The following is an 18927-nucleotide window of genomic DNA, read 5'->3' on the forward strand; positions in this document are numbered from 1 at the left end:
CGGCCCCGTAGGATGGAGTCCATGGCAAAGAGCGGTACGACGACCCAGGGGCTGCGCGCGGCGATCGAGCGCAGCGGCTACTACCCGGCCCTCGTGGCCGAGGCGGTGGAGGCCGCCGTCGGTGGCGAGGCCGTCGCGTCGTACGTGGTCCACCAGGAGACCACCTTCGACGCGAACGAGGTCCGGCGCCACGTCACCGTCCTCGTCCTGACGCCGCACCGCTTCATCGTCAGCCACACCGACGAGCAGGCCGCCGACACGAGCTCCCCGACGCCGTACGCCACCACCTCCACCGAGTCCGTGAAGCTCGACCGGATCTCGTCCGTCGTCGTCAGCCGCGTCGTCGCCAACCCCGAGTCGTACACCCCGGGCACGCTGCCCCGCGAGGTGGTCCTCACCATCGGCTGGGGCGCCGTCTCCCGCATCGACCTGGAGCCCGCCGCCTGCGGCGACCCCAACTGCGACGCCGACCACGGCTACACCGGCAACGCCACCGCCGACGACCTCAGCCTGCGGGTGAGCGACGCCGGCGACGGCCCGGACACCGTCCGGCAGACCCTCGCCTTCGCCCAGGCCCTCTCCGAGGCCATCGCGGCGACCGCCGCGCCCACCCGCTGATGGCGCAGCCCACCGCCGTGACCCACGGCTGGCCCGACGACCCGGTCCCGCTCGCCCCGGAGACCGCGCCGGTGCCGGAGTACGCCTCCGGTTCGCTCGGCGACCTGCTGCCGACGCTCGTGGCCGGCCAGGGCGTGCCCGGTTTCGAACCGCGGATCGCGGAGCTGGCCCCGGCCGACCGGAACTGCGTCTTCCTGATCGACGGGCTCGGCTGGGAGCAGATCAAGGCGCACCCGGACGAGGCCCCGTACCTGACCTCGCTCCTCGGCTCCTCGCGGGGCGGCACGGGCCGTCCGGTCACCGCCGGCTTCCCCGCCACCACCGCGACCTCGCTCGCCTCCGTCGGCACCGGCCGTCACCCCGGGACGCACGGACTGCCCGGCTACACCGTGCGCAACCCGGAGACCGGCGAGCTGATGAACCAGCTGCGCTGGAGGCCCTGGACCGCGCCGCAGGTCTGGCAGCCGTACCCCACCGTCTTCCGGCTCGCCCACGAAGCCGGGATCCACACCGCCCAGGTGTCGTCCCCGATCTTCGCGGAGACCCCGCTCACCAAGGTCGCGCTCAGCGGCGGAACGTTTCACGGGCGGCTCTCCGGCGAGGAGCGCATGGACTTCGCCGCCGAGCAGCTCGCCGCCGGCGACCGCTCGCTGGTCTACACGTACTACAGCGAGCTCGACGGAGCCGGCCACCGCTTCGGCATCGACTCCGACGCCTGGCGCGGCCAGCTGATGTTCGTCGACCGGCTCGTGCAGCGGCTCGCCGAGCAGCTGCCGCCGCGCTCGGCCCTGTACGTCACGGCCGACCACGGCATGGTCGACATCCCCTTCGACGAGCAGCACCGCATCGACTTCGACGAGGACTGGGAGCTGAGCGCGGGCGTCGCCCTCCTCGGCGGCGAGGGACGGGCCCGCCACGTCTACGCCGTGCCCGGCGCCGAGGCGGACGTCCTCACCTGCTGGCGCGAGGTCGTCGGCGAGCAGTTCTGGGTGGCGAGCCGGGACGAGGCGATCTCCCTCGGCTGGTTCGGTGCCGAGGTCGACGAGCGGGTGTACGGCCGGATCGGCGACGTCGTCGTCGCGGCCCACGACGACGTGGCGATCACGGCCTCCGTCAACGAGCCCAACGAGTCCGCGATGGCCGGCATGCACGGGTCCATGACCCCCGCCGAGCAGCTCGTCCCGCTGCTCGAAGTCCGCTCCTGACCCCCTCTCCCACCCACGACCCGAAAGGTCCCCGTTCCGTCATGCCCGAGCTGGTCTTCTTCTCCGGAACCATGGACTGCGGGAAGAGCACCCTGGCGCTCCAGATCGCCCACAACCGCGACGCGCGGGGGCTCCAGGGCGTGATCTTCACCCGCGACGACCGGGCGGGCGAGGGCAAGCTGTCCTCCCGGCTCGGCCTGGTGACGGAGGCGGTCGAGGCGCCGCGGGACATGGACCTCTACGCGTACCTGGTCACCCAGCTCTCCCAGGGCGGCAAGGCCGACTACGTGATCGTGGACGAGGCCCAGTTCCTCGCCCCGGAGCAGATCGACCAGCTCGCCCGCATCGTCGACGACCTCGACCTGGACGTCTTCGCCTTCGGGATCACGACGGACTTCCGCACGAAGCTGTTCCCGGGCTCGCAGCGGCTGATCGAGCTGGCGGACCGGATCGAGCAGCTCCAGGTCGAGGCGCTGTGCTGGTGCGGCGCCCGCGCCACGCACAACGCCCGCACGGTGGGCGGGGAGATGGTCGTCGAGGGCGAGCAGGTCGTCGTCGGGGACGTGAACCGTCCGGCCGAGGAGATCGGCTACGAGGTCCTCTGCCGCCGCCACCACCGCCGCCGGGCCACCTCGGCCTCCGCGCGGGCGGGCGCCCTCTCTCCCGACGTGCTGCCGGTCACCTCGGACTGACCCGCGCGGGGCCGCCGCTCCCCCCGTCCTCCCGGCCGCGTCGGGCGCGACGCCGGACCGCGAGGTCCCGGCCGTGTCCGCCGCCGAAGCGCAGCCTCCACGGGGTGAGGGCGGATTCGAGCTGCACCCCCAGGTCCATCTTCGACGTGCCCTGTCCGCGCTCCTCGAAGCGGATCGGCACTTCGAGGAGGGCGAACCCCCGTGAGACGGCCCGGTGGTTCATCTCGACCTGGAAGGAGTACCCGTTGCTGTGCACGGAGTTCAGGTCGAGCGCGCGCAACGTCTCGGCCCGCCACGCCTTGAAGCCGGCGGTGGAGTCCTTCAGGCCCAGCCGCAGGATCGCGTTCACGTAGAGGTTGGCCCAGGCCGACAGCGCCCTGCGGGACCGGGGCCACTCGGAGGCGGTCGAGCCGCCGGCCACGTAGCGCGAACCGATCACGGCGGCGACGCCCTCCGTCAGCAGCGCGTCGAGCATGACCGGGATCGCCGAGGCCGGGTGCGAGAGGTCGGCGTCCATCTGGACCACGACGTCGGCGCCCTCGTCCAGCGCGCGGGCCATTCCGGCGAGGTAGGCGCGGCCGAGTCCGTCCTTGGTGCGGCGGTGCAGCACGCCGATGGTGTCCGGTGCCCCGGCGACGAGCTTGTCCGCGACCTCGCCGGTGCCGTCGGGCGAGTCGTCGTCGACCACGAGCAGATGCAGGTTCGGCACCGGCAGGTCCGCGAGCAGACCGGCCAGCACGGGCAGGTTGTCCCGCTCGTTGTAGGTCGGCACGACGACCACGGTCTTCGGGGGCACGACGGCCATCGGCGGCTCCTCGGTCGGAAACGGTTCAGGGGCTGGTGACCCGGACGTGGGGCGCGGCGCGGCCCGTCCGGGCGAGGGGGCGGCCGGGAACGCCGCGGAAGAAATCGAGGATCTGGCGGTTCACCTCCTCCGGCCGCTCCATGTACCCGTAGTGGCCCGCGCGGTCGATCAGACGGTGGACGGCGCCGGGGATGGCCTCGGCCACCTCGGCGACCAGGTGCGGGGGCGTGACCAGGTCGTCGGCGAAGGCCAGGACCAGGCACGGCGTGGTGATCGCGGCGTAGGCCGCGAGGCGGCCGGGGGCCGGCGTGACGGCGAGCTGGTGCCGCAGTCCGGGGCCGGTGGACAGCGACTGCTCGAACACCGCCAGCCAGTCGGACACCTCGATGTCGTCGTTGAGGGTGTGCGGGGACAGGTTCTGGATCGCCTGCAGGGCCGCGTGGTACCTCCGCGGCAGCGTGATGCCGGAGTCCAGCAGCTCGATCTCGGCCCGGGCGGCGGCCGCGCGCAGCCGGTCGTCGCGGCCGCGGGTGGCCATCAGCACGGCGGCGGTGGCCAACTCGGGCCGGGTCAGCAGCAGTTCCTCCACCACGTGCGCGCCGAGCGAGGTCCCCACCAGACGGCAGGGACCGGCGTCCAGGTGCTCGATGAGCGCCGCCAGGTCGGCCGCGAGATCGCCGACCGTCAGACCCGCCTCACCGGGGTCGCTGGGGGGCACGCCCCGGGAGTCGTACGTGATCACCCGGTGGCCGGCCGCGACGAGCGCCGGTACCTGGTGGAGGTGCCACGCCCGCCCGCGACCGCCCGCGCCCATGACCAGGACGACCGGCTCCCCGCCCGCCGGGCTCTCGATGTCGTCGTAGTGCAGCCGTACGCCGCCGACGGTCGCGACGCCCATCAGCGTGCGGTCATGCGGTCGGCCAGGCTCTTCGGGCGCATGTCGGTCCAGTGCTCCTCGACGTACGCGAGGCAGGCCGTGCGGTCCGTGTCGGCCAGCGCGACCCGCCACCCCTCGGGAACGGCGGCGAAGGCGGGCCAGAGCGAGTGCTGCCCCTCGTCGTTGACCAGCACCTTGAAGGTCGCGTCGGGGTCGTCGAACGGATTGGTCATCTTCTGCTCCTTCGGGGGAGGGGGGTCAGGCGAGGGTCTGGCCGGAGACGAGCGTCTCGGCGTACCCGAAGACGTGGCCGCGTCCGACCGAGACCGGCCGCAGCGAGGCGAAGTCCGCGTCGAGCACGTCGAACATCTCCAGGTGCGCGTCGCCCGACCACACCTCGGAGAACTCGACGCCGGTGACGGTCGAGGTCACCAGCTCGACGGGGGGCTCCTCCCCGGCGACCCAGGACGGCTGGACCCGGCTGTGCACCAGCGGCACGGTGTGCAGCGCCGGCGGCTCCGCGGCCGGGGCGGTCACGTTCACCGAGGCCTGGACGAAGCGGCGGCCGCCGGCCGACGCGGTGCCGTGGTACGTGCCCGCGGCCGAGCCCAGGGGCCCCGCCTTGCCGACGCGCATCGGCCGGGTCTGGTGCAGTTCGCCGAACTGCTTCGGCATCCCCTGCACCCAGCCGCGCAGCAGCGGCACGGGCTGGTCGACCCAGGCGTACGGGCACCGGGCCAGGGGACGGCCGCGGTACTCGCAGCCGAGCAGGATCAGGAACTCGCCGAACTGGCTGGTCCCCGGATCGGCCAGCTCGGTCCCCGGCTCCGAGCACCACTGCCAGTGCGCGAAGACCGCGGCGGCCCGCCCCGGATCGGCGCCGAGGTCGAGCTCGGGCGGGAGGAAGGCCGCCGCCGCCACCGGATCCACGCGGTAGTCGACCATGACGACCTCGCCGGAGAAGTGCCACGGCGGGGGAGTCAGCATGGCCGAGGTGCCGGAGGGGGAGAGCGGAAGACTGTAGCCGCGCAGGCGGCTGAGGACGGAACTGGTCATCGAGGGGTCTCCTCGTTTCTCCAGGCGGCGGCGAGCCGCGCGGCGGCCTCCGCCAGACGGTCGGGGGAGTTGAGGCTGTAGGCCAGCCGCAGATGGGTGCCGGCCGGGCTGCCGTAGCGGGAGCCCGGAGCCACCGCGACGCCCGCCCGGTCGGCCGCGGCGAGCAACGACGCCTCGCTGCGCCGCGGGCCGAAGTCCAGCCAGAGGAAGAAGCCGCCGGCCGGACAGCCGACGGTCACCGAGTCGCCCAGGCCGGCCCGCAGGGCCGCCACGAGGGTGTCGCGGCGCAGCCGGAGTCCCTCGCGCAGCCACGACAGGCGCCGGTCGTAGCGGCCGTCCCCCATGAGCATGGTCACGGCCAGGGAGGTCAGATGGTTGAGCGCTCCGCCGCTGACCAGCTGGCCACGGCCGGTCAGCGTCCCGATCAGCTCCGGTCCGGCCTCCAGCCAGCCCAGCCGCAGACCCGGTCCGAGGGTCTTGGCGAACGAGCCGAGCCGGATCACGCCCCGCCGTCCGGACAGTGCGGCGAGCGAGGGCGGCAGGGCGACGCGGTCCAGGCTCAGCTCCGCGTACGCGTCGTCCTCCACGATCGGCACGCCGTGCCGGGCGGCGACGGCGAGCAGCTCCCGGCGGCGCGCCGCGCCCGCGACCGTGCCGGTCGGGTTGTGGAACGTCGGCGTCAGGTAGACGAACGCCACGTCGTCGCCCCGGGACGAGGACAGGGACAGGGACCGGTCCAGGGCCTCGGGCCGCACGCCCTCACCGTCCGCGTCCACCTCGCACGGGCGCAGACCGTGGTCGGTCATGATCTTTCGGCCCAGGTCGTAGCTGGTGCGCTCGACCAGGACGGACCGGCCGGGCCGGCCGAGGACGGTGCACAACAGGGCCAGCGCCTGCGAGGTGCCGGAGGTGACCATGACCTCCTCGGCCGTGCAGCCGTGCCGGGCGGCCAGCAGGGCGCGCAGCGGCTCGGCTCCGGCGTTGGCGCCGTAACCGAGCGCCGCGGGGCCGAACTCGGCGAGGGCCTCCGCGTAGAGCGGACGCACCTCGTCGACCGGCAGCAGGTCCGGTTCGAGGTAGCCGGGCTCCAGGTCGATGACGCCGGGCGGGGAGACGGCCTGCACCACTCCCTCACGCCACCATCGGGCGTGCGGGAGCGGTGGGGCCGCCGTAGGCGGTCGAAGCATCAGCCCTGCAGCTCCGGCGCGTCGAGCAGGGCGGAGCGCAGCACCCGCGCGCTTGCCAGCAGGGTGGACGGGTCGCGCGAGAGGGCCAGGCGCAGCATCCGCTCGCCCTCGTGCGGCCTCGCCCAGTGGAACTTCTGGCAGGGCAGCACGTAGAGGTTCCGGGAGCGGACCGCCGACCAGACGTCCATGCCCAGCCGCGAGCCCACGTGCAGGCGCTCCACGCTGACCCGGGCGTGTTCGTCGACGAAGGCGATGTCGGGCACGCCGTCGAGAGCGGCACGGACGAGGGCCCGGTGGTCGGCGATCGTACGCTGCAGCTCGGCCAGGCCGCCGTCCGCCCCGTCGTCCGCGAACCGCTTCACCAGGAGCAGGACCAGCGGCGAGGTGCCGAGGAGGATGTCCGAGTGGATCTTCTCGATCGGCAGGTCCACCTCGGCCGAGCGGACCAGCCAGCCGATCTTGAGTTCGAGCGTGGGCCACAGCTTGCCGGTGTCCTCGATGACCACCCAGCGGCAGCCGCTCGCGTCGAGCACGGCGTAGTGGTCGAACTGCGCGGCGGGGTCGAAGCCCCTGAACGAGGTGTCCAGGGCCAGCACCACGCCGTGTTCGGCGCACTGCTCGGCGAGCCTGCGCAGCCGGTCCTCGCTCATCACCCGCCCGGTGGGGTTGTTCGGCGTGGTGATGAAGACGCAGCCGACCTGTTCGAGCAGCTCGGCCGGCAGGTCCTCGTCGTGGGCCCGCTCCTCCTCGACCGGCACGAGCCGCAGGCCGACTCCGCGCAGGATGTCGGGGATGTTGTCGAAGGTGGGGTGGATCAGCGCCACCGCGTCGGTCGTGGTGACCAGCGAGCGGGCGAGGATCTCCATGGCCACGGAGGACGAGTAGCAGCTCAGCGTCCGCCCGGCGGCGAACGGATGACCGTGCTGGCCGAGCATGCCGAAGAAGGAATCGGCGGCCTCCTGCTCGATCTCGTCCACCGGCCGCAGGACGGCCTCGGCCCACAGGTTCGGCAGCTCGGAGACGATCTTGCCCTGTGCGGCCGTGAGTTGCTGGCGCGCGTGGCCGTCGGCGAGATTCATCGCACTGGCGAGGGCGAGGGTCTCGAATTGGGTCAGGTTCTCCGCGGAGACTTTCGGCAGAATTCTGTTCACAAGCACCCCTTGAACGAGTGGCGGGCGAAGCGTGCTTGGAGCCTCGGCGGGTGCCGGGACTCACCGGCGCACGGGCGCCGGGATAGGAATCGAGTGACCTCCGTCAGCAGAAGGCGAACCGGGTGAGCAACTGCTCGGCATCGTCGATGCGGTCACCGGAGGTCAGTCCGGCTTTTCCGACGAAGCGTTTGAGGTAACCGGCACCCTCGGTGCCGCCGGACCCCGTCATCTCCGGCAGATAACGGCGCCCGAATCCGTAGTGCCGGCCGCGCCAGACGTGCAGCGGGGCCTCGCCCGCCTCGAACGCCTCGCGGGCGTCGGCGTCGCCGGAGCCGGCCGCGGCGTCCCGCAGGGAGGTGAACCCGCGCAGCAGCGGACTGCTGACCGGGGCCAGGTGCGGGAACCGCCCGTAGGTCTCGATCTTCCGTTCGTCGTAGCCGTACACCACCAGCTCCATCAGGTGGTAGTTGAGCGACTGGACCGCGCTGGCGTTGCCGGTCGCCTCCCGGAAGCCCATGAAGAGCTCCGGGGTCAGCGTCCGCAGCGCGTGGAAGACGACGTTCAGGAGCTCGCCCGCCGAGGCGAAACGGCTCATGTGCAGGGCGTACGCGGCGCGGTCGCGGCCGAGCGCCTCGGTGGCGCGGCGCGCGGTCCGGCGGACGAGGAAGAAGAGGATCTCGCAGGCCTGCACGGAGCGCATGAACATGTGCTCGTCGTGCTTGTCCGACCGGCGGAAGCCCGAGCAGCGGTTGACCACGAGCAGGTCGCGGACCAGGACGTCGTCGTGGTCGGCGAGCCGGACCAGCTCGGCGCTCGCCATGGTGCGGTCCGGGCCGATAGGGGACCCGTCCAGGTGGTCGAGCACGGCCTCCAGGCGGCGCACGCGTTCCGCGCCCTCCTCGACGGTCGTCTCGTGCAGCCCGGCCTCGCGCTCCTCCAGCGCGATCAGATCGGTCACGAGCGCGTGCAGGAGCAGCAGGCCCGCCTCGTACGGGTCCTCCCGCCGGGCGAGGTACCAGCCGGCCACGTGCAGCCCGGTGTACCGGTAGTACTCGGGTATGTCGAGCCGCTTGCTGAACGGGCGGGTCAGGAGCCGGAGGATCTCGTTCTCGTCGGTCTCCGGTCCGGCCACGGCCGCGTCGTGGCGCTCGGACAGCCGGAGGACCTCCTCCTCGGGCAGCTCGGCGAGGGGCGTGCCGTGCAGCCGGTCGGCCAACTCGGCGCAGACCGAGGGAAGTTCCCGCGATCGGGCCGGGGCGAGGGAGCGCACGGCGTTCACCGCCCGGCCTCGCTCTCGGCGGGCCGCCGGCCGATGACCAGGTGCTTGTCGCCGCCGGAGCGCCGTACGGCGCCGTCCACGAAGCCGGCGCGGCGCAGCAGCTCCAGGTACTCGGCCGCCGTACGGTGCCGGCCCTCGGTCTCGACGTGCATGGAGAGATTCATGACGGCCGTGGCGAGCGGGCCGCCGCGGTCGTCGTCGAAGAGCCGCTCCATGACGAGGACGCGGCCGCCGGGGAGGCACGCCTCGTAGGCCTTGCGCAGCAGTGCCGCGCAGGTCTCGTCGTCCCAGTCGGACAGGATGTAGCCGAAGGCGAAGCAGTCGCCGGCCGGCAGCGGGTCGCGGAAGAAGTCGCCGGCCGTGAAGTCCAGCCGGCCCTCGAGCCCGTGCTCGACGGCCCGCGCGGCCAGGTGGGGGCCGACCTGGGGGAGGTCGAACACGGTCGAGCGCAGCCGCGGGTGGGCGTGGAGAGCGGCCACCGAGAAGGGGCCGCTCGCTCCGCCGACGTCGATCAGCCGCCGGCAGTCGTCCAGGTCGGCCAGGGCGGCGAGCTCGTGCGAGACGTGGTGGCTGAGGCCCCACATCGCGTTCAGGAAGCGGCCCACCGACTCGTCGTCGCGGTAGAGGGACTCGAACGGAGCCGGCGCGTCCCGGTCGGTCTCGGCCTTGCCCGCGCGCAGGTAGCCGTCGAGCCGCCCGAACTGCTCGGCGGTGTCGTCGACCAGGTGGCCGACGAATCCCATCAGGTAGCGGGGGTCCTCGCGGTCGACGTAGGGCCGCACGCCCGCCGCCAGTGCGTAGCGCCCGTCCTCCGCGTCGAGGACGCCGAAGGAGGACAGCACCAGCAGGAGTCGCTCCAGGGTGTCCTCGTCGACGGTCAGGGCGGCCGCGATCTTCTCGGCGCTGTCGCCGCCGTGTCGTGTCAGGTGCTCGAAGACGCCGTGCCTGTCCGCGACGCGCAGGGCGTGGGTGGCGTACATTCCGTAGACGGCGCGTTCCAGATTCGCAGGAATCATTTTTTCGCTGCCCATCGATGCGAGGGAACGGTCAGGCATTCATCGGCGCGGCGAATTGTCGACGCGACCGCCGAGATCTCCGGGCGCGATGCGCCCATTACCCGGCGGTAAAGAATCCTCCGGGTCGTCGAGAAGTATTTCGGTGGGCGTGGTGGATCGGCCATCTTGTTGCCCGCAGAGTGAAACCCCCAGCTCGGGACCGCTCCTCGGGCCTCCTGCTCCGGCCCCGGACCGGGCCCGGAGCAGGAGGCCCGGGGGCGGCGGACCGCGGTGGACGTCGGGATCCGGCCACGCGGCCGGGCGGGGGAATCCGGGGCGCAGGAAAAGTCCACAGGTGGGAGCGGTATTCGCGAGCGTTCGAGACGCGGCTCGAAATCGGTTTTCCGCCGGATCCGGTTGATCGGACGGCGCGCCGAACGGTACCGTTCCGCAAAATGGGGAAAGGGTGTGCAGTGGCTGGCAGGTATGCTCTCTTATTGGAATCCGTGACAAAAACCTACGGTTCCGGCCGTAACGCGGTCACGGCCTTGGACGACGTGACGATGGGTGTGCCGCGAGGGACGTTCATCGCCGTCATGGGGCCCTCCGGCTCGGGCAAGAGCACGTTCCTGCACTGCTCGGCGGGCCTCGACAGACCCACCCACGGGGGCGTGACCCTCGGCGACACCCGGCTGACCGGCCTGAACGAGGAGCAGCTCACCGAGCTCCGCAGGGAACGGGTCGGATTCGTCTTCCAGGCCTACAACCTGCTCGACTCGCTCACCGTCGCCGACAACGTGGGCCTGCCCTTCCGGCTGGCCGGCGCCCCCGTCCCCGCCGACCGGGTGCGCGCCGAACTGGCGAACGTCGGGCTCGCGGACATGGGCGACCGCTATCCCGGACAGCTCTCCGGCGGACAGCGGCAGCGCGTGGCCATCGCCCGTGCCCTCATCACGGGACCCGACGTGATCTTCGCCGACGAGCCGACCGGCGCGCTCGACACACGGACCGGCAAGCAGGTCCTGGAACTGCTGCGGGGGGTCGTCGACCGGACCGGCCAGACCGTGGTGATGGTGACCCACGACCCGGTGGCCGCCTCGCACGCGGACTCGGTGACCTTCCTGGCCGACGGCCGGCTGGCCGGCGAACTCGCCGCGCCGACGCCGGAGAAGGTGGCCGAGCGGATGACCAGGCTGGGTGAGTGGTGAGCCGCGGGAGCGGGGCCGGGGCGGCGGATCCGCCCACCAAGAAGGCGGAGAAGGCCAGGAGGGCGGAAGAGGCCAAGAGGGCCGGGAAGGCGGAGAAGACGAGGAGGGAGGAAGAGGCCAAGGCGGCCAAGAGGGCGAGGAAGGCCGAGAAGGCCAGGAGGAAGGTCCGCACGCTCTCGCGCCAGAACCTCTCCCTGGCCTGGAGCACGATCCGCGGCCGCAAGGGAGGCTTCGCGGCGGTGCTGGTCGCCGTCGCGGTCGGCTCCGCCGTCATCAGCGCCTGCGGTGTGCTGCTGGAGACCGGCATCAGCTCGGGAGCCCCGGCCGAGCGGTACCACGGGGCGGCCGTGGTCGTCGGCGGCCACCAGGCCATGTCCGTCGAGGGCGACACGGACCCGCGGCTCTCCGAGCGGGTCAGACTGCCCGCCGACACGGTCGCGAAGGTCGCCGCCGTCAAGGGCGTCGAGTCCGCCGTCGGGGACGTCAGCGTCCGTACGACCGTCCTCGGGAAGGGCTCCGTCCTCGACGGCCCGCCCGTGTACGGACACGGCTGGTCCGCCTCGGTGCTCACGCCGTTCACGCTGCGCTCGGGCACCCCGCCGCGAGCGGCCGACGACGTCGTGCTCGACGGCGACCTCGCCCGGCGGGCCGGGCTCGCCCCGGGAGACACGGTCACGCTGGTGACCGGGTCGGCACCGGGGTCGTACCGGGTCAGCGGCGTCGCCGAGCCCGCGGCCCCGTTCGCCCGGCAGTCGGCGGTCTTCTTCACCGACGACCGGGCGGCGCGGCTCCACGGCCCGCCCGGCACGGTCGACGCGGTCGGGGTGCTGGCCGCGAAGGGCACCGACGCGGGCGACCTCGCCGACCGGATCGAGAAGGCTGTGCCCGGGGCGGTCACGTACACCGGCGACGACCGCAGCGACGTCGAGACGCTCGACGTCGGGCAGATGCGGGCCTTCGTCATCGAGGTGGCCAGCGCGTTCGGCGCCACCATGATCCTCCTCGTGGTCATCGTGGTCGCCGGCACGCTGGCGCTGTCGGTGCAGCAGCGGCGCCGCGAGCTGGCCCTGCTGCGGGCCGTCGGCGCCACCCCCCGGCAGGTGCTGCGCATGATCGGGGGCGAGGCCGTGCTCGTCGGCGGGATCGGGGCCGTGCTCGGCGCCGTCCCCGGCGTCCTGCTCGCCATGCTGCTGCACACCGTCTTCACGGCGGCCGGCGCGCTGCCGCCCGGATTCTCCCTGGTGATCACGCCGCTGCCGCTGCTGTTCGCCCTGCTGGTCTGTGTCCTCGCGGCCCGGATCGGCGGCTGGCTCGCGGCCCGCCGCGCCGCGAAGGTCAGTGCCGTCGAGGCGCTCGGCGACGTGGCGGTCGAGCCCAAGAAGCTCGGCTGGTTCCGGCTCTCGCTCGGTGTGCTGCTCGTGCCGGCGGGCCTGGCCGTGGCGGTCGTGCTGCCGATCGTGCTGCCCGGTGAGGCGGCGATCGAGGGCGCCGCCAGTTCCGCCCTGGTCCTGGTGATCGCCGTCGGCCTGCTCGGACCGAAGCTGTTCGGCGGTGTCGCCCGGCTGCTCGGCCGCCGCCCGGGCGAGGTCACCCGCTTCCTCGCCATCGCCAACTCCCGGGCCAGGGCCCGCCGGGTCAGCGCCGCCACCACCCCGCTGATCATGGGCGTGACCATGGCGTCCGCACAGCTCTTCAGCGGCACGACGCTCGCCGCGACCGCCCACGACCAGGCCGTCGACGGAGTGATCGCCGACCACGTGGTGACCTCCGTCGGCGCGGGCATCTCACCGGACCTGGCCGAGGAGCTCCGCCGCGTCCCCGGCGTGCGCACGGTCGGCCGGGTCGCCCGGACCTCGACGATCCTCACCTGGCCCGACGGCGACAGCGTCCAGTACCGGATCTCCACGGCGCAGGGCGTCGACCCCGCGGCCGTGCCGGACACCCTGGACCTGGGCGTGCTGCGCGGCGACCTGAACGGTCTCACCGGATCCACGGTCGCCCTCAGCCGCCTCGTGGCCGGCACGGTCGGCGCCGACGTGGGCGACCGGGTCGAGGTGCACCTCGGCGACGGCACCGTGGAGAAGGCCGAGGTGGTCGCGGTCTACGAGAACGGGCTCGGCTTCGGCGACGTCACACTGCCCCACGACGTGGTCGTCGCGCACACCACCGACCGCCTCGACCAGTGGCTGATGGTGAACTCCGACCGGGAGGCGGAGCTGACCGCGGCGCTGAAGGCGTATCCGACGTTGAGCGTGAGCGACGCCGGCGCGGTCACCGCCGCACCGACCGACGGCGCGGGCGACGGCGGGATCAGCCTCGTGCTCAACGCCGTACTGCTCGGCTACCTCGCCATCGCCGTCGTCAACACCCTGGTCATGGCGACGATCTCACGGCGCCGCGAGTTCGCCCTGCTGCGCCTCGTCGGCACCCGCACCGGCCAGGTCAGGGCGATGATGCGGCAGGAGGCGGGCATCATCGTGCTCTCCGCCGTCGTCGTCGGCACGATCGCCGCACTGCCGTCGCTGATCGGGATGAGCTACGCCATCCGGCACTCGGTGTTCCCCTCCATCCCGCCCCTGCTCTACCTCGGCATCGTGACCGCGGCCGCGGTGATCGCCTGGCCCGCCGTGATGCTGCCGGCCCGGCTCGCCCTGCGTCCCCCGGCCGTGGAGGCGATCGCCCGGCCCGAGTGACGCACCACCGCCGAAGCGGGTGAGGCACGGCTCCGGCCGCGCCCCACCCGCTTCGCGCACCTCGTGCCCTGCCTCGGCCCTCTCGCGGACCTCGGACCACGCCCCACCCGTGTGCGCGCACCACGGGGCCCCGTCGAGCGGGCAGTTTCCTCACCGCTCAAGAACGTGGAGCCGGTCCGCCTTCGCACGCCAAGCTCGACCGTCGAACAGATCCGCGCCCCACGCGTCTCCAGTGGAGGGTCGAGCATGTCCCACGATTTCGGCAACGCACCCGCCGTCCCGGAGAACCGGGCCGTCCACGACATCGTCGCCGCGCACGCCCGCCGGAACCCCGACGCGCCCGCGGTCGTCGACGCCGACAGGACCCTCACGTACGGCGAGTTGGACGAGCGCGCCAACCACCTGGCCCACCTCCTCGTCGCCGCCGGAGTCACCGCCGAGTCGCGGGTCGGCATGCTGACGGGCCGCTCGGGCCACTCCTCGGAGACCGTCGTCGCCCTGCTCGCCGTCCTCAAGGCGGGCGGGGTCTACGTGCCGCTGCACGAGAGCCACCCCGACGAGCGGATCCGCTGGACGCTCGCCGAGACCGGGGCGGTCGTGCTGATCGCCGACCGGTCGACCGTCGGGCGGGCGGCGACCGCCGGGATCCCCGTGCTCGTCGTGGACGGCGCCGACACGGAGCGGCGCCCCGACGCCCCGCACGTGACCGTCGACCGGGAGCAACTCGCCTACATCATCCACACGTCGGGCTCGACCGGCCTGCCCAAGGGCGTGTCCATCACCCACCGCAACATCACGGCGCTGGCCCGCGAACCCCACATGCGCGCCGCCTTCGGCCGCTGCACGCTCTTCCACGCCCCGCTCGCCTTCGACGCCTCCACGTACGAGGTCTGGCTGCCGCTGCTCAACGGCGGCCGCGTGGTCATCGGCCCCCCGGAGCCGACCGCGCAGGGCCTGGCCGCACTCGTCGCCGAACACCCCGTCGACGCGGTGTTCCTGACGGCGACGCTGTTCCGGCTCTTCGCCGAGGAGCAGCCCGACTGCTTCGCCGGGCTGCGCGAGGTGTGGGCGGGCGGCGAAGCCCCGTCGGCGACCGCCGTGGAACGGGTGCGGCGCGCCTGCCCCGACACCACGCTCGTCAACGGCTACGGCCCCACCGAGTGCACGGTCTTCGCCACCACGCACCGCACGCCCCCGGGCGAGGCGCCCACCCGGCCCGCGGTGATCGGCACGGCCCTCGACGACACCGAGGCGTACGTGCTCGACGAGCGGCTGCGACCGGTCGGCGCGGGCGGCACCGGCGAGCTGTACCTGTCCGGCGAGGGCACGGGCCGAGGCTACTTCGGGCGCCCCGCGCTGACCGCCGAGCGCTTCGTGGCCAGCCCCTTCGCGCCCGGCGACCGCCTCTACCGCACCGGCGACCGGGTGCGCCTGACCGAGGACGGGCTCATCGAGTTCCTCGGCCGGACCGACCACCAGGTCAAGATCCGGGGGTTCCGGATCGAGCTGGGCGAGATCGAGGCCGCGCTGCGCGACTGCGCAGGCGTCACCGACGTCGTCGTGGTCGTGCGGGAGAACGGCCCGACGCGCAGCCTCGTCGCGTACCCGACGGGGCCGGACCCCCTCCCCGAGCGGGAACTGCTCGACCGGCTGGCCCAGCGCCTCCCGGCCTACATGGTGCCCGCGCGCGTCGTCTGGATGGACCGGCTTCCGGTCAACGCCAACGGCAAGGTGGACCGGCCCGCCCTGCCCGACCCCCCGGCCGACGGCGCCGGGGCCCACCGCGCGCCGCGCACGGACGCGGAGCGCGCCCTCGCGGCGATCTGGGCCGAGACGCTCGGCCTCGAACGGATCGGCACGAGGGACGACTTCTTCGCCCTCGGCGGCGACTCCGTGCTGGCCATGAAGTGCGTCGCGCGGGCGCGGGCAGCGGGGCTCGTCCTGCGCACGGCCGACGTCTTCACCCACCCGACGGTCGAGGCGCTGGCCGCCGCGGCGACGCGGCTCGACCAGGAACCCGCGGCGACGACCCGGCCCCCGCGCGCGGGCGACTACCCCCTGACCCCCCTGCAGAGCGGCATGCTCTTCGACGCCCTCATGCTCGACGACCCGGCGCTGCACCTGATCCAGTTCGTCGCCCGGCTCGGCGACGTCGCCGACCCCGACCGCCTCGGCCGGGCCTGGCAGGAGGCCACGGAACGCCACGCGGTGCTCCGCACCGAGCTCCGCTGGGCCGACGTCGAGGAGCCCGTGCAGCTCGTCAGGGACCGGGTCGTGCTGCCGGTGACCCACCTCGACTGGAGCGCCCTGCCGGAGGCGGAGCACCCCGCGCGGCTGCGGGAGCTGCTCGACGCCGACCGCGCCGCCGGCCTCGACCTCACCCGGGCCCCGCTGAGCCGGGTCACGATCGTGCGGCTCGGCCCGGACTCCGTCCAGCTCGTCTGGACGATGCACCACGTGCTCACCGACGGCTGGAGCTCCGCGGAGCTGCTGCAGGACGTCCTCGACGGATACCGCGGCGAACCGGTGCGACAGCGGCCGCCGTTCGAGGACTTCGTGCACTGGCTCGCGGACCAGGACCTGGACGCCGCCGACGCCTACTGGCGCGGCCGGATGGCCGGCTTCACCACCCCCGTGTCCGTGCCCGGCGACCGACAGCCGCCCGAGGGCCACCGGCCCGCGGCCAGACGGTCGGTGCAGGTGACGGTCCCCGCGGAGACGGCGGCGCGGGTCTCGGCGTACGCGCGGCGCACCGGGCTCACCACCAACACCCTGGTCCAGGGGGCGTGGGCGATCCTCCTCGCGCGCCTGGGCGGCGAACGCGACGTCTGCTTCGGCACGAGCACGGCGCTGCGGCCGGCGGAGCTGCCCGGCGTCGAGTCGATGGTCGGCATGATGATCAACACGCAGCCGGTCCGGGTCCGGGTGGACGACGACGCGCGGACCCTGCCCTGGCTGGAGGAGCTGCAGCGCGAGCAGGCCAGGGCACGGGAGTTCGGGTACGCCCCGCTGAACCGGGTGCAGTCCTTCGCCGACGTGGCGCCCGGGTCCGCGCTGTTCCCCACCGCCGTGGTCTTCCAGAACTATCCGTTCGACCGGACGGCCGTCCGCGCGTTCGACGTCGAGTTCGCCACCAACCACTCGCTGGCGCTGAGCGTGTTCCCCGACGAGTCACCGGTCATGCGGCTGCTCTACGACGAGGCGGTCTTCGACCCGGCCACCGTGGAACGGGTCGCCGCGCGCCTGATCACCGTCCTGGACGGGCTGGCCGCCGGAACCGCGCCGAGCGTCGGCGACGTGACCGCGCTGACCGGTGCCGAGCGGGAACTCGTCCTCGGCGAGTGGGGCGTGGCCGCGCCCTCCGAGCACTCCATCGAGCGGCGCATGCACCGGATCATCAGCGAGCGCGCCGCCCGGTGGCCCGACACCGTCGCGATCGAGCGCGGCGGGCACCGGCTCACCTACGCGGAGGTCGAGGAGCGCTCCAACCGGCTCGCCCACCACCTGGTGGACCTCGGCGTCGGCGCGGACGTGCTCGTCGGGGTGTCCGTCGAGCGGGGCCCGGACCTGGTCGTCGGCGTCCTCGGCGTGCTCAAGGCCGGCGGCGCGTACGTACCCATCGACCCCGACTACCCCGCCGCGCGCACCGCCGCGATCCTGGAGGAGGCGCGGCCGGCGGTGGTCCTCACCCACACCCGCCACCTCGGCGTCTTCACCGGCACCACGACCCCCCTCGTCCTGCTCGACGAGGACTGGCCCGCCATCGCCACCCGGCCGGCGACCGCCCCGCCCGACCTCGGCAGCCCCCGCGACCTCCTGTTCACCGTCTACACCTCGGGCTCGACCGGGAAGCCCAAGGGCACCATGATCGAGCACCGGTCCATGGTCAACACCGTGGAGACGGTCGTCCCCCTGCACGTGCGTCCCGGCAGCCGGATCTACCAGCTCGCCCCCATGAGCTTCGACGCCGCCTCGCTCGTCCTGCTGAGCACGCTCGCGGGCGGCGCCACGCTGGTCGCCCCCGTCACCACCGGGACCTACAGCGGCGCCGAACTCGTCGAGCAGCTGCGGGAGGCCGACGCCGACGCGGTCACCGGCCCGCCGACCGTCCTGCCGGTGCTCGACCCGGCCGCGCTGCCGCACCTGGAGTCCATCCTGTGCGGCGGCGAGGTCCTCACCCCGGACCTCGCCGCCGCCTGGTCCCCCGGCCGCCGCCTGCTCAACGGGTACGGACCCAGCGAATGCGCGGTCGCCGCGACGCTCTTCGCCGTGGAGCCCGGCGCCCGGTACGACAACGTCCCGATCGGCAGGCCGATCCCCAACACCAGCGTCCACGTCCTCGACGACCGGCTGCGCCCCGTGCCGCCCGGCGTCAGGGGCGAGCTCTACCTGGGCGGCGACGGCGTGGGCCGCGGTTACATCGGGCGGCCCGGCCTGACCGCGGAGCGTTTCGTGGCCGACCCCTTCGGACGGCCGGGAGCCCGCCTCTACCGCACCGGCGACCTGGCCCGCTGGAACCCGGACGGCACGCTGGAGTTCGCCGGCCGGGCGGACGACCAGGTCAAGATCCGCGGCTTCCGGGTGGAGCCGCGCGAGGTCGAGAACGTGCTGCTGCGGCACGAGGCGGTGGCCGAGGCCGCGGTCGTCGTGCAGGCCGACGGGGCCGGCAAGCGGCTCGTCGCGTACGTGGTGCCGCGCGCGGGCGTGCCGACCGCGGACGAGCTGCGCGCCCACGTCGCCCGGCACGTGCCCGCCTACATGGTCCCGGCCGCCGTGGTGTCGCTGACGGTGCTGCCGGTCAACCGCAACGGGAAGCTCGACCGGGCGGCGCTGCCCGTGGCGAACGTCCGCCCGGACGAGGAGTCGTACGTGGCGCCGGCCAACCCGACCGAGGAGGCCCTCTGCCGGATCTGGGGCGAGGTGCTGGCCGTACCCCGGGTGGGCACGCACGACAGCTTCTTCGACCTCGGCGGCGACTCGATCAACGCGATCCGCCTGGCCGTCCGCATGCGCGCGGCCTTCGGTGTGCCGGTCTCCCCGAGGGACCTGTTCGAGCACCGGCGTGTGAGCGACCTCGCCGGAGTGGTCCAGGATCGCGTCTTCGCGAGCCTGACCGCCGTCTCCGGCACCCAGGCGCCCGGCCGGATCTGACCCAGGGAGG

General features: G+C 73.5%; 14 protein-coding genes. 6 read left to right on the plus strand and 8 right to left on the minus strand.

Annotated features, from left to right (window positions below; translation table 11 throughout):
* Window positions 1-21 precede the first annotated feature (21 nt).
* The 3 genes from ACFYUZ_RS30710 to ACFYUZ_RS30720 are packed head-to-tail and all read left to right on the plus strand — an operon-like array spanning window position 22 to window position 2515.
* Window positions 22-618 carry a DUF5998 family protein gene (locus ACFYUZ_RS30710; protein WP_056556995.1) on the plus strand — a complete coding sequence of 199 codons (597 nt, stop codon included), beginning with the start codon at window positions 22-24 and terminating at the stop codon, window positions 616-618.
* A complete protein-coding gene (locus ACFYUZ_RS30715) occupies window positions 618-1823 on the plus strand; it encodes an alkaline phosphatase family protein (protein ID WP_389314694.1) in 1206 nt (401 codons plus the stop codon). Before ACFYUZ_RS30710 ends, ACFYUZ_RS30715 begins: the two co-directional genes overlap by 1 nt.
* A 41-nt stretch (window positions 1824-1864) precedes the next feature.
* A complete protein-coding gene (locus tag ACFYUZ_RS30720; RefSeq protein WP_093873670.1) occupies window positions 1865-2515 on the plus strand; it encodes a thymidine kinase in 651 nt (216 codons plus the stop codon).
* Here ACFYUZ_RS30720 and ACFYUZ_RS30725 read toward each other — a convergent pair.
* From ACFYUZ_RS30725 to ACFYUZ_RS30760, 8 genes are all read right to left on the minus strand, one after another.
* Window positions 2502-3320: a polyprenol monophosphomannose synthase gene (locus ACFYUZ_RS30725; protein ID WP_389314696.1), complete on the minus strand. Its 819-nt coding sequence runs from the start codon at window positions 3318-3320 to the stop codon at window positions 2502-2504. The two genes, ACFYUZ_RS30720 and ACFYUZ_RS30725, sit on opposite strands and share 14 nt — an antisense overlap.
* A gap of 25 nt (window positions 3321-3345) precedes the next feature.
* Entirely contained in the window at window positions 3346-4218 is an 873-nt protein-coding gene (locus ACFYUZ_RS30730) for an alpha/beta fold hydrolase (RefSeq protein ID WP_389314698.1), read from the minus strand.
* A complete protein-coding gene (locus tag ACFYUZ_RS30735; protein WP_389314700.1) occupies window positions 4218-4430 on the minus strand; it encodes an MbtH family protein in 213 nt (70 codons plus the stop codon). The genes ACFYUZ_RS30730 and ACFYUZ_RS30735 overlap by 1 nt, the downstream gene beginning before the upstream one ends.
* 25 nt (window positions 4431-4455) lie before the next feature.
* The gene (gene mppR, locus ACFYUZ_RS30740; RefSeq protein ID WP_389314702.1) at window positions 4456-5253 is read right to left on the minus strand and encodes an enduracididine biosynthesis enzyme MppR; all 798 of its coding nucleotides are present in this window, start codon (window positions 5251-5253) and stop codon (window positions 4456-4458) included.
* On the minus strand, window positions 5250-6380 hold the full coding sequence (locus tag ACFYUZ_RS30745; RefSeq protein WP_389314703.1) for an aminotransferase class I/II-fold pyridoxal phosphate-dependent enzyme: 1131 nt from the start codon (window positions 6378-6380) through the stop codon (window positions 5250-5252). The genes mppR and ACFYUZ_RS30745 overlap by 4 nt, the downstream gene beginning before the upstream one ends.
* Window positions 6381-6439: 59 nt before the next feature.
* Complete coding sequence (gene mppP, locus ACFYUZ_RS30750) at window positions 6440-7591, minus strand: enduracididine biosynthesis enzyme MppP (protein ID WP_389314705.1); 1152 nt, start codon at window positions 7589-7591, stop codon at window positions 6440-6442.
* Window positions 7592-7694: 103 nt separating this feature from the next.
* Complete coding sequence (locus ACFYUZ_RS30755) at window positions 7695-8870, minus strand: tryptophan 2,3-dioxygenase family protein (protein WP_389314707.1); 1176 nt, start codon at window positions 8868-8870, stop codon at window positions 7695-7697.
* Window positions 8867-9886, minus strand: coding sequence for a methyltransferase (locus tag ACFYUZ_RS30760; RefSeq protein WP_389314709.1), 1020 nt, complete (start codon window positions 9884-9886; stop codon window positions 8867-8869). Before ACFYUZ_RS30760 ends, ACFYUZ_RS30755 begins: the two co-directional genes overlap by 4 nt.
* A gap of 434 nt (window positions 9887-10320) precedes the next feature.
* Between ACFYUZ_RS30760 and ACFYUZ_RS30765 the strand changes: the two genes are divergently transcribed.
* From ACFYUZ_RS30765 to ACFYUZ_RS30775, 3 genes are all read left to right on the plus strand, one after another.
* The gene (locus ACFYUZ_RS30765; RefSeq protein WP_389314710.1) at window positions 10321-11073 is read left to right on the plus strand and encodes an ABC transporter ATP-binding protein; all 753 of its coding nucleotides are present in this window, start codon (window positions 10321-10323) and stop codon (window positions 11071-11073) included.
* A complete protein-coding gene (locus tag ACFYUZ_RS30770) occupies window positions 11067-13766 on the plus strand; it encodes an FtsX-like permease family protein (protein ID WP_389314712.1) in 2700 nt (899 codons plus the stop codon). Before ACFYUZ_RS30765 ends, ACFYUZ_RS30770 begins: the two co-directional genes overlap by 7 nt.
* 246 nt (window positions 13767-14012) lie before the next feature.
* Window positions 14013-18917: an amino acid adenylation domain-containing protein gene (locus ACFYUZ_RS30775; RefSeq protein WP_389314714.1), complete on the plus strand. Its 4905-nt coding sequence runs from the start codon at window positions 14013-14015 to the stop codon at window positions 18915-18917.
* Window positions 18918-18927: the final 10 nt, after the last annotated feature.

This window comes from Streptomyces sp. NPDC004266 (genome assembly GCF_042874095.1).
Lineage (GTDB): Bacteria > Actinomycetota > Actinomycetes > Streptomycetales > Streptomycetaceae > Streptomyces.

Bases quoted from the DNA above. Each gene is read 5' to 3' on its own strand.
- ACFYUZ_RS30710 (WP_056556995.1), top strand. From the start codon at position 22: ATGGCAAAGAGCGGTACGACGACCCAGGGGCTGCGCGCGGCGATCGAG.
- ACFYUZ_RS30715 (WP_389314694.1), top strand. From the start codon at position 618: ATGGCGCAGCCCACCGCCGTGACCCACGGCTGGCCCGACGACCCGGTC.
- ACFYUZ_RS30720 (WP_093873670.1), top strand. From the start codon at position 1,865: ATGCCCGAGCTGGTCTTCTTCTCCGGAACCATGGACTGCGGGAAGAGC.
- ACFYUZ_RS30725 (WP_389314696.1), bottom strand. From the start codon at position 3,320: ATGGCCGTCGTGCCCCCGAAGACCGTGGTCGTCGTGCCGACCTACAAC.
- ACFYUZ_RS30730 (WP_389314698.1), bottom strand. From the start codon at position 4,218: ATGGGCGTCGCGACCGTCGGCGGCGTACGGCTGCACTACGACGACATC.
- ACFYUZ_RS30735 (WP_389314700.1), bottom strand. From the start codon at position 4,430: ATGACCAATCCGTTCGACGACCCCGACGCGACCTTCAAGGTGCTGGTC.
- mppR (WP_389314702.1), bottom strand. From the start codon at position 5,253: ATGACCAGTTCCGTCCTCAGCCGCCTGCGCGGCTACAGTCTTCCGCTC.
- ACFYUZ_RS30760 (WP_389314709.1), bottom strand. From the start codon at position 9,886: ATGATTCCTGCGAATCTGGAACGCGCCGTCTACGGAATGTACGCCACC.
- ACFYUZ_RS30765 (WP_389314710.1), top strand. From the start codon at position 10,321: ATGGGGAAAGGGTGTGCAGTGGCTGGCAGGTATGCTCTCTTATTGGAA.
- ACFYUZ_RS30775 (WP_389314714.1), top strand. From the start codon at position 14,013: ATGTCCCACGATTTCGGCAACGCACCCGCCGTCCCGGAGAACCGGGCC.